The 12,768-nt window shown below is 65.0% G+C and carries 13 protein-coding genes; 7 read left to right on the top strand and 6 right to left on the bottom strand.

What is annotated here, in order from left to right; genetic code table 11:
* Positions 1 to 31: 31 nt before the first annotated feature.
* From CDPAHKCJ_RS05975 to CDPAHKCJ_RS05960, 4 genes are all read right to left on the bottom strand, one after another.
* Positions 32 to 1,090 carry a DUF4105 domain-containing protein gene (locus CDPAHKCJ_RS05975; protein ID WP_166019069.1) on the bottom strand — a complete coding sequence of 353 codons (1,059 nt, stop codon included), beginning with the start codon at positions 1,088 to 1,090 and terminating at the stop codon, positions 32 to 34.
* Positions 1,091 to 1,114: 24 nt separating this feature from the next.
* The gene (locus CDPAHKCJ_RS05970; RefSeq protein WP_166019068.1) at positions 1,115 to 2,266 is read right to left on the bottom strand and encodes an aminotransferase class I/II-fold pyridoxal phosphate-dependent enzyme; all 1,152 of its coding nucleotides are present in this window, start codon (positions 2,264 to 2,266) and stop codon (positions 1,115 to 1,117) included.
* Between the two features lie 85 nt (positions 2,267 to 2,351).
* Positions 2,352 to 2,879: a hypothetical protein gene (locus tag CDPAHKCJ_RS05965; RefSeq protein ID WP_166019067.1), complete on the bottom strand. Its 528-nt coding sequence runs from the start codon at positions 2,877 to 2,879 to the stop codon at positions 2,352 to 2,354.
* Positions 2,876 to 3,814, bottom strand: coding sequence for an alpha/beta hydrolase (locus tag CDPAHKCJ_RS05960; RefSeq protein ID WP_240916685.1), 939 nt, complete (start codon positions 3,812 to 3,814; stop codon positions 2,876 to 2,878). Before CDPAHKCJ_RS05960 ends, CDPAHKCJ_RS05965 begins: the two co-directional genes overlap by 4 nt.
* Before the next feature lie 462 nt (positions 3,815 to 4,276).
* Between CDPAHKCJ_RS05960 and CDPAHKCJ_RS05955 the strand changes: the two genes are divergently transcribed.
* Both CDPAHKCJ_RS05955 and CDPAHKCJ_RS05950 read left to right on the top strand, forming a co-directional pair.
* Entirely contained in the window at positions 4,277 to 6,457 is a 2,181-nt protein-coding gene (locus CDPAHKCJ_RS05955; RefSeq protein ID WP_166019065.1) for a malate synthase G, read from the top strand.
* Positions 6,458 to 6,654: 197 nt separating this feature from the next.
* Complete coding sequence (locus tag CDPAHKCJ_RS05950) at positions 6,655 to 7,071, top strand: PaaI family thioesterase (protein ID WP_166019064.1); 417 nt, start codon at positions 6,655 to 6,657, stop codon at positions 7,069 to 7,071.
* A 26-nt stretch (positions 7,072 to 7,097) separates the two neighbouring features.
* On the opposite strand, the gene CDPAHKCJ_RS05945 is transcribed toward CDPAHKCJ_RS05950, so the two are convergent.
* The gene (locus CDPAHKCJ_RS05945; protein ID WP_166019063.1) at positions 7,098 to 7,517 is read right to left on the bottom strand and encodes a DUF423 domain-containing protein; all 420 of its coding nucleotides are present in this window, start codon (positions 7,515 to 7,517) and stop codon (positions 7,098 to 7,100) included.
* A 99-nt stretch (positions 7,518 to 7,616) separates the two neighbouring features.
* Here CDPAHKCJ_RS05945 and thiS point away from each other — a divergent pair, with 99 nt between their 5' ends.
* The 4 genes from thiS (at position 7,617) to CDPAHKCJ_RS05925 (ending at position 10,667) form a co-directional block, all read left to right on the top strand.
* Positions 7,617 to 7,817 (top strand): sulfur carrier protein ThiS, encoded by a 201-nt coding sequence (gene thiS, locus CDPAHKCJ_RS05940; protein ID WP_043336981.1) that lies wholly within the window; start codon positions 7,617 to 7,619, stop codon positions 7,815 to 7,817.
* A gap of 79 nt (positions 7,818 to 7,896) precedes the next feature.
* Entirely contained in the window at positions 7,897 to 8,730 is an 834-nt protein-coding gene (locus tag CDPAHKCJ_RS05935; RefSeq protein WP_166019062.1) for a thiazole synthase, read from the top strand.
* A 60-nt stretch (positions 8,731 to 8,790) separates the two neighbouring features.
* Entirely contained in the window at positions 8,791 to 9,630 is an 840-nt protein-coding gene (trmB, locus tag CDPAHKCJ_RS05930; RefSeq protein WP_166019061.1) for a tRNA (guanosine(46)-N7)-methyltransferase TrmB, read from the top strand.
* Positions 9,631 to 9,758: 128 nt separating this feature from the next.
* The gene (locus tag CDPAHKCJ_RS05925; protein WP_240916680.1) at positions 9,759 to 10,667 is read left to right on the top strand and encodes a putative RNA methyltransferase; all 909 of its coding nucleotides are present in this window, start codon (positions 9,759 to 9,761) and stop codon (positions 10,665 to 10,667) included.
* Between the two features lie 284 nt (positions 10,668 to 10,951).
* Here CDPAHKCJ_RS05925 and CDPAHKCJ_RS05920 read toward each other — a convergent pair whose 3' ends face one another.
* Positions 10,952 to 11,881 (bottom strand): AEC family transporter, encoded by a 930-nt coding sequence (locus CDPAHKCJ_RS05920; protein WP_166019060.1) that lies wholly within the window; start codon positions 11,879 to 11,881, stop codon positions 10,952 to 10,954.
* 267 nt (positions 11,882 to 12,148) lie between these two features.
* Between CDPAHKCJ_RS05920 and CDPAHKCJ_RS05915 the strand changes: the two genes are divergently transcribed.
* The gene (locus tag CDPAHKCJ_RS05915; protein ID WP_200018388.1) at positions 12,149 to 12,742 is read left to right on the top strand and encodes a hypothetical protein; all 594 of its coding nucleotides are present in this window, start codon (positions 12,149 to 12,151) and stop codon (positions 12,740 to 12,742) included.
* Positions 12,743 to 12,768 lie beyond the last annotated feature (26 nt).

Here is a 12,768-nt window from a genome sequence, read left to right as displayed (position 1 = left end):
CCGGATCATGTTCTCGGCACTCTGCGAGGGGTCAGTAGGAGGGCCTGTCCGCGCCGGGAATGCCTTCACGAATCAGGCGTGAGAAGTCGCCGTCCGGATGATTGTCGGCGGCGATGGCGGCGGGGTTGATCAGGCTGCTGGCCTTGAGTTCCGCGAAGGGTGCAGCGTCACTCAGGGCGTCCTGGTCCGCGACATATTCCGGCAGATAGCCTGAGAGCAGCAGGCGGTAGTCCAGCGGCAGGCCGTCGGTCAGGCGCGTCATCATCGCGTAGACGAGGGTGGTGCAGTTGCTGGTGGCGGTGTTGTAGAAGCGTGGCTGAGTGCGCAATGCCTCGGCTTCGTCGACGTAGGCCAGCAGCAGCTCGCGGATCATCTCGCGCGGCATCTGCACCCGATAGAGGTGTACCTGCTCGCCGCGCACGTTGCTGCGCACGCGGATGATGTCGCGTTCGTCGGCGGCGATCACCGCCAGTTCGTACTGCTTGAACATGCCGCCGAGGGTCGAGAACTGCTCGGTGCGCTCCTTGCGGATCTCCACCGAGAAGGCCAGATAGCGGCCATCGGCAAAGCCGAAGCTGACCAGCGTATGGGCGATCTGCGGGCCCATCCAGTGACTGGTCAGCAGGTCCACCGAGGTCAGCTCCTCCAGCGGATAGTCGCGGCTTTCCCAGCGCGGCGTGTAATTCTCAATGCTGTGCCACACGAAATTGCGTACCTGCTCGAGATGCAGCACTTCACCCTGGGTGGCAGCCTCGTCCCGTGCTGGCGTGACCACCTGCCCCTCGACCAGATGCGCTACCTCCGGCGCCCAGTCGCGGTCCGCCCGAGGCGTGATGCTGGCCCACCAGGCAAGGCTTGCGACCAGCAGCATCAGGTAGCAGCCCATCAGCCGCCAGCGAATCGCGCTGGCCTGCGGCCACCACAGGGCAATCACGCACACGAGACCCAGCACCGCTGCGAGAGCAGCCACGATGGTGCGCAGGCCTTCCGGCCCCGGCAGCCGGAACCACAGTGCGGGCACCAGCCAGAGGCTCGCGCCCACCACGGCGAGGCTGCCCATGGCGCGGGCCGCGAGGCTGGCCAGAGTCATCGCGAGGCCCTCACGCTAAATGGTTCATGAACGGCGCTCTTCGGCGATGGCCTGCTCGAGACGCGCGAGACGGCCCGGCACCAGACTGTCTTCGAGTGTCGAGATACGCAGGATGTGGCCAAGCGAAGGATGCGGGGAGCGAGTGATCAGCACGCCCTGAGCCATCAGTTGCTGTTGCACTTGCGCTGCCAGCTCGGCGCTCTTGAGGCGCACGCAGAGGAAGTTGGTCGCGCTGGGCAGGACTTCCGCGCCCAGCGAGCGCAGATGCTCGGCGAGACGATCGCGACAATCGATGACGCCGGCGACATGCGCTGCCGCCTCTTCAGGGTGCGCCAGCAGTAGCTCACCTGCCGCCAGCGCCGGTGCACTCACGGCGTAGTGGATACGCACCTTGTTCAGCAGAGCGATGTCCTCGGGCTCGGCGATCATGAAGCCGAGACGCAGGCCCGCCAGGCCATAGGCCTTGGAGAAGGTGCGCAGACGGAAGGTGCGCGCCATCGGCGCATGGTCGGCGTGGGCGGCATCCGGGCGGAAGTCGTGATAGGCCTCGTCCAGCAGCAGGCTGCAGTTCTCCGGCAGGGCGTCGCACAGGGCGCGTACATCGGCGTCAGAATGCAGATGGCCGCTGGGGTTGTCAGGGTTGGCGAGATAGACGACGCGGGCATCGTGTTGCCTTGCCGCAGCGAGCAGCGCCGCGAGGTCCGGTGCCAGTCGCGACGATGAGGTGTCATCAGCCGTGGCGAAGCTCTCGTCGTAGGGCACCTCGATGACCTCGGCACCCAGCCCGCGGGCAAAGTACGCCAGGGTCGGATAGGTGCCGGCGCTGGTGATCACGCACTCGCCCGCACAGACGGTGGCGCGCATCACCAGTGCCAGCAGGCTGTCGGCACCGGCGTCGACCAGCAGGTTCTCGTACGCGACTCCCAGACGCTCAGCCAGTTGCTGGCGCAGTTGCCAGGCATCGGCGTCGGCATAGCTGCGACTCAGGTCGGCCAGCGCAGTGCCCAGCGCGCCACCCAGCGTATGATGCGGCATGTCGAGCCCTTCGTTGGAGCCATACTGATATGGCAGCGCGTGTCCCAGTCTGCGTTCCAGCGCCTTGATGCCGGGGAACGGGTTCTGCGGCCCATCCTGATAGAGGTGGGCAAGAAAGCGACGGGGACTGGCGGTGGTCATGTTGGCTCCGGAAAAGCAGAAAACGATAAAGGGCGCATCAAGAATGGCGAGTGGCTCCGGCGCAGCAGGGCTCAGGGCTTGAAGCTCAGGGCTCAGGAGGATTGCGCGCCAGTGACTCGAGGGCTGCCTGGTCGAAGGCGCCGCTCAGTGTGAAGGTGCGCGTCTCATTGCGCTCGGCGCTGGCGCTGCGGACCAGCGTCAGCTGCAGCTGATACGGTTGCAGGGTGCGGTCTGACAAGGTCAGTGCGACGCCGCTGGCCTCGAGGGTGGTTTCGAGACGCCACTGGCGGCTATCGACGGCGGGGCGGTCAGTGCTCCAGTTGAGCACCTGAGGCCCGTTCTTGAGCGCCAGCAGTGCGCGGGTCAGCGCCTCGTTCAGCGCCCCCGGGTTGGCCTGCAGCGTGGCATCCACCTCGGGCGGCGCGAGCAGCAATACCTGTTGCTCGAGCGGGGGAGTCCAACGCTGCTCGGCGATCAGGCGCGCCGCGCTCTGGCCGAGACCATAGATGGGATCGCGTTCGGCACGTGGCACCTGGTCCAGGCTCATGCAGCCCGCCAGCGTGGAGAGTAGCAGGGCCGCGGCCAGCATGGGCAGGCGATGCATGGCCATCATGCCGTGCGCCCCTGCTGCGGCAGGTCTGACGGGCGCTGCGACAGGGCATCGAGGAAGGCGTCCAGCTCGGCGAACAGCTCCTGGCGTATCGGCTCGGCTTCATTGACCAGATGGTGCTGGGCCTCGGGATGGCGGTAGATGCGCGCATTGGGGAACTTGCTGGCCAGTACGCCGAGATTCCATTGCCAATCGACGGTGGTGTCCTGCTCGCCCTGCAGGATCAAGGTCGGCAGAGAGCAGGGTGGCAGGGCGCGCAGACGGGGAATCCATTCCCGCATCGCCGTCACCCACTTCACCGCGAGGCGATCAGCCTGCAGCGGATCATTGGTGCTGAGAAACTCGTAGAAGTCCACATCGTTGGTGTTCGCGCGGTACTTGCGCGGAATGGAATCGATGAAGGGGCGCGCCATGCTGTGCAACCAGCGTGACTGCGACCAGCCCCACGGCCGTACCAGCGGTGCGAGCAGGGCGATTCCCTGCCAACGCGATTCATCGCCGCGCATCAGGGCGTCGGTGGCCAGCACCGAACCGCCGGTGCTCTGGCCGATGCCGAACCACGGGTACGGCGCCAGGCTGTGGTCTTCCAGGTAATCCTGGAAGGCCTGCAGGCAGCCGACATAGTCGCCGAAGTCATCGATGGAGGCGGGCTCGCCGGATGACAGGCCGTGCCCCGGCAGGTCCCACAAGGCGACCTGCCAGCCGTTGCGCAGCAGGTGCGCCAGCAGATGACGATAGAGGGCGAGGTGATCGAAGTAGCCGTGGACCACGAAGACGGTGCCGCGCGGCTTGCGCGGTGTCCACAGCTGGGCCCACAGGCGAAAGCCCCCGGCCTCCAGGTGGCCGGCATGCACGGCGATGTCCTCGCTGCGCAGCGCATCGAGACCGTAATGGCCCAGGTAACGCTCCAGTGGACTGGACGTCTGGCCCGGCAGCATGTCAGGCAGGCGGATAAAGGGGCCGTGGTCGAGAAGTTCACTGAAATCGGGCATGGTCATCTCCATAATGCTGCCATGCTAGCGGCTGGCGCGGCTGCGAGCTACACAAAGAACAGTGTTTCTTCACTGTTTTCCCCGCCTGTCGCCGAGCAACAACAGCGACGCGGAATCAACGCTGGGCGGGTAATCGGGCTCCATGAGCTTGTTCATTGGTCATAGCAGTCCTTTCGCCGGCCTCGCCATCGGGTATGGTGATGGGATTCGTCCCCGCTCGGCAGGTATCAGCGTTTTCCTGCCCGGCGCCTCGATGGCTCACGCTTGTCTGGCAGTTGCGCGTCAGCAGTCGCGTCAAACGCCGCGCCAGTGAGTGCCATCTGGCGAAAATCCTTTTGAACACCACTGCTTGCAGTGTTGTCAGCCGTTGAGGGTTTCCAGCGATTCGTTTTCAGGGAGAGCAAACGCATGACCGACCGTATTCAACTTCAGCGCCTGGCCATCGACGCCAGCCTGCACCGCTTCATCGAGCAGGAAGCGCTGCCGGGCACAGGGATCGCGCCGGAGACCTTCTGGGCGGGTGTCGATTCACTGCTGCACGAACTGGCACCGCGCAACCGCGAACTGCTGGCGACCCGCGATCAGCTGCAGAGCGAGATCGATGCCTGGCACCGCGAGCATCCGGGCAAGGTAGACCTCGAGGCCTACAAGGCGTTTCTGCACAAGATCGGCTATCTGCTGCCGGAGCCGAACACGGTCGAAGCCAGCACCGCCTTCGTGGATAGCGAGATCTGCCAGCAGGCCGGGCCGCAGCTGGTGGTACCGGTGATGAATGCCCGCTACGCCCTGAATGCCGCCAACGCACGCTGGGGGTCTCTCTACGACGCGCTATACGGCACCGACGCGATCAGCGAGGAAGATGGCGCCGAGCGCGGCAAGGACTACAACCCGGCGCGTGGAGCCAAGGTCGTCGCCTATGCGCGCCAGGTACTGGATACCATCGCGCCGCTGGCTGGCGGCAGTCACCACGACAGCGAAGGCTACACGATTCGCGATGGCCATCTGCTGGTGCGTGCCGGAGGACGTGATCTCAGCCTCAAGTCGCCGGAACGCTTCCTCGGCTATCGCGGCGACGAAAGCGCGCCGAGCGCGATCATCTTCGCCCACAACGGCCTGCACGCCGAGCTGGTGATCGATGCCGAGCACCCCATCGGCAAGACCGATCCCGCCAACGTCAGTGACCTGATCATGGAGGCCGCGCTCTCCACCATCATGGACTGCGAGGACTCGGTGGCCGCCGTCGATGCCGAAGACAAGGTGACGGTCTATCGCAACTGGCTGGGCCTGATGAAGGGCGACCTGACCGAGACGCTGGAGAAGAATGGCCGCAGCATGACGCGCAAGCTGAATGCGGACCGCGAATACACCGGCGCCGATGGCACCACGCGCGTGCTGCATGGTCGCTCGCTGATGCTGATTCGCAACGTCGGCCATCTGATGACCAACCCGGCCATCCTGCTCGAGGACGGCAGCGAAGCACCGGAAGGCATCATGGATGCCATCTTCACCAGCCTGATCGCGCTGCACGACCTGAAGGGCGACAAGCAGGACCGCGGCGGCATCTGCAACTCGCGTACCGGCTCCGTCTACATCGTCAAGCCCAAGATGCATGGCCCGGAGGAAGTCGCCTTCGCCGATGAGCTGTTCGCGCGGGTCGAGCAGCTGCTGGGGCTGCCGGACTCCACGCTCAAGATGGGCATCATGGATGAGGAACGCCGCACCACTGTCAACCTCAAGGCCTGCATCGCGGCCGCCAGTTCCCGCGTGGCCTTCATCAACACCGGCTTCCTGGACCGCACCGGTGACGAGATGCACACCTCGATGGAAGCTGGCCCGATGCTGCGCAAGGGCGACATGAAGGGCGCCGCCTGGATTCAGGCCTACGAGAAATGGAACGTGGATGTCGGCCTGGAATGTGGCCTGCGGGGTCGTGCCCAGATCGGCAAGGGCATGTGGGCCATGCCCGACCTGATGGCCGCGATGCTGGAACAGAAGATCGGCCATCCGCGCGCCGGCGCCAATACTGCCTGGGTGCCGTCACCGACCGCCGCCGTGCTGCATGCGCTGCACTATCACCAGGTCTCGGTGAAGGATGTGCAGCATGATCTGCTCAGCCGCCCGCGTGCCAGCCTCGATGACCTGCTGACCATCCCGCTGGAGCTCGATCCCCAGTGGAGTGCCGAGGAGATCCAGGCCGAGCTGGACAACAATGCCCAGGGGATTCTCGGCTATGTGGTGCGCTGGATCGATCACGGCACCGGCTGCTCCAAGGTGCCGGACATCCACGATGTCGGCCTGATGGAAGACCGCGCCACGCTGCGCATCTCCAGCCAGCACATCGCCAACTGGCTGCATCACGGCATCGTCGACAGTGCCCAGGTGCAGGACACGCTGGAGCGCATGGCCGGCGTGGTGGACCGCCAGAATGCCGCGGACCCCAGCTATCAGGCGATGACGGATGACCTCGAGGGCTCCATCGCCTTCCAGGCCGCCTGCGAGCTGGTCTTCCAGGGTCGCGTGCAGCCGAGCGGCTACACCGAGCCGGTCCTGCATCGCCGTCGTCTCGAGAAAAAGCAGCAGGCGCGCTGATCACAGGGCGGCTGACAGCAGGAAACACTGAAGACAACAACGGCGACCCTGGGTCGCCGTTGTTGTCTGTCGCCGAGCAGGAATTGCCCAGCCACTATTTTGCCAGACGCATGTTTCCCGAGACCTCATTTGCCGCTAGCCTTGCCCCAGAAACCGCGTAACCGCGCGATCGGACCCAGTGTGTCGAGGAGAATGTCATGCCCGTGATGAGCGCCGCCGCCATCGAGGATTTCCTCGATGAAGTCTTCCCCCAGCGTCTGGGCACCATCGAGGCCGTCGGCGATCGCTGGGCGACTATGGGGTTGGCCATCGAGGATGAGCACCTGCGTCCCGGCAGCTGCGTGTCCGGACCGACGATGATGGCGCTGGCGGATGTCTGCCTGTATGTCGCGATTCTCGGCGAGATCGGCCCGGAGCCGATGGCCGTCACCAGTGATCTCAGCATCCACTTTCTGCGTCGCGCGCGCGGCGACCGCGACCTGATGGCCACCGCGCGTATTCGCAAGCTGGGCCGGCGGCTGGCTGTCGGCGAGATCGAGCTTTACAGCCACGGTGACACCGACCCGGTCGCCATCGTGACCGCGACCTATACCTTGCCGGACAGCGATGACTGACCTCGGCAGCGTCACGGGAAGGCGCGCTACAGCTTGTTGATGTCCTTCTCCTCGCTGCCGCGCTGACGCCAGCCGGTGACGGCCAGGCTCAGCCAGCCGGCGATCAGCAGCAGGCCGCCGATGGGCGTGATGATGCCCAGCTGGGTGCGCGCCGTGGTCGCCAGGGCATACAGCGACCCCGAGAACATCAGGATGCCGGCGGCCCACAGCCCCAGCGTCAGCATCTGGCCGCGCAGCGGCTGCACCGAGCGCCAGGCGAGTACCCCGACCGCCGCCAGCACGTGCCACATCTGATAGCGGACGCCGGTCTCGAACACGCGCATCATGTCCGCGCTCAGGGTGCCGCGCAGGCCATGGCTGGCGAAGGCACCCAGCGCGACGGTGGACATGCCGGCCAGTCCCATGGCCAGCCACCAGTGGCGGGAGTGGGAGTCGTTGTGACGCATAGACATTAATTCCTTGAGGGCAGATGGCGCGGCACGATGTGCCTACGCCTGCACACGTAAAGCCGCTACAATAGCGGCCTCTTTTCGCGGGAGGACAGCATGCAGATACAGCTCAACGGTGAAGACCACGTGGTGACGGACGACACGACGATTGCCGCTCTGGTCGAGAGTCTCGGTCTCCAGGGCCGCCGACTGGCAGTGGAACGCAATGAAGACATCGTGCCACGTAGCGCGCACGCCGACACCCGTCTGCATGCCGGTGACCGCATCGAGATCGTCCATGCCATCGGTGGTGGCTGATCCGTCCTGTTTCCAGGATTGACACTTTTCACTACTCGCTCGCGCTCAGCGCGTTCACGTCCAGCTCGATGAGGTCATCATGACAGACAGTTCTGCCCCGACATTGAACAACCCCGTCACCCAGGTCGCCGGCGACAGCCCGTTGATCGTCGCCGGTCGCGAGTTCTCCTCGCGCCTGCTGGTCGGTACCGGCAAGTACAAGGACATGGACGAGACACGTTCCGCCATCGAGACGTCTGGTGCGGAAGTGGTCACCTTTGCGGTTCGCCGTACCAACCTGGGCCAGAACGCTGACGAGCCGAACCTGCTCGACGTGCTGTCACCGAATCGCTACACCTTCCTGCCCAACACCGCCGGCTGCTACAACGCGCGTGACGCGGTGCGTACCTGCAAGCTGGCCCGTGAACTGCTGGATGGCCACAACCTGGTCAAGCTGGAAGTGCTGGGCGATCAGGACACCCTGTATCCCAATATCGTCGAGACGCTCAAGGCCGCTGAAGCGCTGGTCGCCGATGGCTTCGACGTGATGGTGTATACCTCCGACGACCCCATCGTCGCGCGCCAGCTCGAGGAAATCGGCTGCTGCGCCATCATGCCGCTGGGCTCGCTGATCGGTTCCGGCCTCGGCATTCTCAACCCGCACACCCTATCGCTGATCATCGAGCGCGCCAATGTGCCGGTGCTGGTCGATGCCGGTCTGGGTACGGCGTCAGAAGCCGCCTTCGCCATGGAACTGGGCTGTGATGGCGTGCTGATGAACAGCGCCATCGCCCACGCGCGCCAGCCGCTGTTGATGGCAGATGCCATGCGTCAGGCCGTGATTTCCGGCCGTGGTGCCTTCCTGGCCGGCCGCATGCCGACTCGCCTGACGGCACGTGCTTCTTCACCGGGCGCTGGCCTGATTACCGGCTGAGCCCTGAAACATTCGAATCCGATGCTCGCGCATCGTTCATGCAAAGACCAAGACGACCCCATGACTGACGAGACTTCCAAGCCGCAGGACGACACGTCCACTTCTGCTCCCGCTGACGACGCGCAGCAAGAGAGTGTGCAGAACGAGCGCGCGCAGCCCGAGAGCGTGCAGACCGAAAGCGCGCCAGCGACCCCTTCCGTTGCCGATGAAGCCGTCGCCCGCAAGCGTGGCATCAAGAGCTACGTGATTCGTGGTGGCCGTATGACCCAGGCCCAGACCCGTGGGCTGGAAGAGGTCTTCCCGCGCCTTGGCCTGCGTCACGAGCAGGGCGAGCTGGATCTCGAGGCGCTGTTCGGGCGTCGTGCGCCGCTGGTGATCGAAGTCGGCTTCGGCATGGGCAAGTCACTGTGTGAACAGGCACAGGCCAACCCGGACACCGACTTCATCGGCATCGAAGTGCACGCGCCGGGCGTCGGCAAGCTGCTGGATGATGCCGACAAGCTGGGCCTGACCAACCTGCGCGTCTATCGCCACGACGCGCTGGAAGTGCTGGCGGATTGCGTGCCGGCCGGTTGTGCCGACACTTTCCAGCTGTTCTTCCCGGACCCGTGGCCGAAGAAGAAGCACCACAAGCGTCGTATCGTTCAGCCGGCCTTCGTCGAGCTGGTGCGTCGTGTGCTCAAGCCGGGCGGCCACTTCCACATGGCCACCGACTGGGCCAATTACGCCGAAGCGATGGCGGAAGAAATGGCTGAAGCGCCGGGCTTTGCCAACACCGCTCCGGCGGAAAGTGCGCCCTACGTGCCGCGTCCGGACTTCCGTCCGCTGACCAAGTTCGAGCAGCGCGGCGAGCGTCTCGGCCACGGTGTGTGGGACCTGATCTTCGTCAAGCAGGACTGATCAGCGCCTCGTGCGCAGTGGCGGCGTCTTCATGACGCTGCATCGCGGCCGCCTTCGGGTGGCCGCTTGCGTGTGAGGCCCGCCGCTTTTGCCTTTCTCTTCCCACCTCATCCCGAGAGTTGCTGACCATGACGACGCCTACCGCTGACTCGGCTGATCGCCCGACCATGACCCCGCTGACGGCCCTGACCTGTCCGCTGGATGCCCAGCCGCTGGTACGTGATGGCCAGAGCTGGTGCTGTGCCGACGGGCATCGCTTCGATATCGCACGCCAGGGGCATGTCAATCTGCTGCCGGTGCAGCGCAAGCGCAGCCTGGACCCCGGCGACAGCAAGGCGATGGTGAGCGCCCGCCAGCGATTGTTCGCGCTGGGCGGCTATCAGCCCCTTGCATCAGCCTTGGCCGATTGTGTGCTGGCACTGATGGATCAGGAGGCGCCGCTGGCCGTGCTGGATGCCGGCTGCGGCGAAGGTTTCTATCTGCGTCAGCTGGCATGCGCTGCCGGTGAGCAGAATCTCTCGCTGACGGCGGCGGGGCTGGATATCTCGAAGCACGCGGTGCTGGCCGCGGCGAAGCAGTCACGTGATGCCGCCTGGCTGGTGGGCACCAACGCCGCTCTGCCGCTGGAGGATGCCTGTGTGGATGTCGTCATTTGCGCCTTCGGCTTCCCTGTCTGGCAGGAGTTCGCGCGTGTCCTCAAGCCCGGTGGCCACGTCGTGCTGCTGGAAGCGGGCGCCGATCACCTGCTGGCGTTGCGCAGGATTCTCTACCGCGAGCTGAAGCCCGCGCGTGGTGAAGCCGGATTGAGCGCTGCCGAGTCCGCTGGCTTCGCCATCAGTGGCGAGGTCGAGCATCTGCATGCGGGGCTGTCATTGACCAGCAATGAGCAGATTCGGGACCTGCTGACCATGACGCCGCACCTGTATCGTGCTGAGCGTGATGGCCTGGCACGTGCGGAAGCCATGACAGCGTTGGAGGTCGAATTGCATGCGGAGTTGAGGGTGTTCTCGCTCGAGGGTGTACAAGATAAATCTTAAATAGAAATTTTTCGCATTTGGCTTGCAAAAGCAAATGAGAATGATTATCTTGTCTGTGCGGTGTCCGGGCAGACATCGCAGGGCGCAAGCCCAGCCGTAGCGGCGGAGTCAGGCCCCCGCTACGGTGTTTCTCCTCATCAAGCTAGTCACGGTCTTGGGCATCCTCATCTGGGGATGCCCTTTTTCTTGTGCGCTGCGCACACTGCGAGCTCTCACGTCGCGTGGTCGTCAGATCGACAAGTCGACTAGAGGTCAGGTCGGCAAGAGCTCAGGTCGACAGGAGCTCAGTTCGCCAGCCACAGGGGCAGGGTCAGCATCGCCAGCAGCGTCTGGGCGGTGATCAACGCCGCCATCAGCTCGGCATTGCCACCCAGCTGGCGAGCCAGGATATAGGCGGAGGTCGCGGTGGGCAGTGCCGCGAACAGGATCGCCACATCGCGCGCCACTCCCTCAAGGCCGAACCACTGGCAGAGCACGACGACCAGTGCCGGCATCGCCAGCAGCTTCAGCAGGCTTGCCAGCCACGCCACGCTGCCACTGCTCACCAGCACACGCGGGCGCAGCGCCACGCCCACTGCGACCAGGCCGAGCGGCAAGGCGGCGCGTCCCAGCAGGCTGATGGCGTCACCACTCCAGCCCGGCAAGCCGATGCCGCTCAGGTTGAGGGCCGTGCCGGCCAGACACGCCAGCACCAGCGGATTGCGGGTCAGCGCCTTGAGCGAGCGCAGCAGGCCGCCTTCTCCCAGGGTGCCAGCGCCGATGAAGGCCATCACGCACAGCAGGTTGGCGGCAGGCACCATCAGCGCCAGCGCCACGGCCGCGACGGTCGCCCCGGCACTGCCATGCAGCGCTGCTGCTCCGGCCACGCCGACGTAGCTGTTGAAGCGGATGCTGCCCTGGAAGAGCGAGGTAAAGGAGGCGGCGTCGCCCATATGACGGCTCAGCCAGTCCGGCGCGTGGCGCCAGCTCAGCCATAGCGCGGCGGCGAACAGCAGCATCGCGCCCAGCATCACGCTGGCCAGCGCCACGACCGGCACGCTGGCCATGTCGGCGCGCGCCAGTGTGGACACCAGCATGGCAGGGAACAGCACGTAATAGATCAGGCGTTCCAGTTCGCTCCAGAAGCCTTCGCCGGGGAAGCGCTTCCACCCGAGCAGCGCCCCGGCGAGGATCAACAGGAAGAGGGGGCCGAGCGCCTGCTGTACACTTGCCATGCTGACTCCTTGTCGGGGCTGAGTGCGAATGCCTTGAGAGCGATGTGGTGTGCGCGTGACATGATGTCTCGCCTGCTGCCACGGCGAGGTGGGCTGGTAAGCTTGTCATGACTCGCTCAGCGCTGCACTTGGACTCAGGTCTTGTTCGCCGGTCGCGCGCTGTCATCATGCCGTGGCTGAGCGCAGACCATTCCCATCACGTCACTTTCTTTCCCATTCGGGGCGCCTTGCCTGTCGATGCGCTGCCGGACCGTTGCCGGAACTGCCATGTATCGCGTAGAAGAAGACAATGCCCGCCCGCGGCTGCTCAATCTGCTGATCATCGTCACGCTGATCACCATCGTGGTCTCGCTGTATTACCTGATCGACTATTACCTGGTACGCGACGGCAGCAACGGCAAGGTGACCTGGTTTGCGCCCAATCAGTCCTGCGAGCTCAATCATGCCCCCTGTACTGCCGAGCTGGGCCGCTTCGGGCGTATTACCCTGGCGCTGGACGGTGATATCAGTCCGCTGACACCGCTGGGCATTCGCGTGATGACGGAAGGCGTCGCGCCGGAGGGGGTCGAGGTGGACTTCATCGGCCGCCACATGGACATGGGCGTGAAGCGCAGCGTGCTGAGCACCACCGATGCCCAGAGCCTCGAGCGCCAGCATTGGCAGGGGGAAGGCCAGCTGGGGTTCTGCAGCAGCGCGACCATGGCGTGGCGTGCGCAGGTGATCGTGACCACCGAGCGTGGCCGGCTGGGCAGCTGGTTCGATTTCGATAGCCATCCTCAGGCCACCACGGCGGAGCAGCTCGAAAGCTCGGTCGATCAATTGTTTCGCAGTGATACCCGCCCGACGCATCAGGGCAGCTAGCCGTTGGCGCTGAGCCCGGCCGGCAG

Origin of the sequence: Cobetia sp. MB87 (assembly GCF_011319755.1) — a bacterium.
GTDB lineage: Bacteria > Pseudomonadota > Gammaproteobacteria > Pseudomonadales > Halomonadaceae > Cobetia.
The sequence above is the reverse complement of the archived record's forward strand: the minus strand, read 5'-3'. Positions and strand labels throughout refer to the sequence as shown.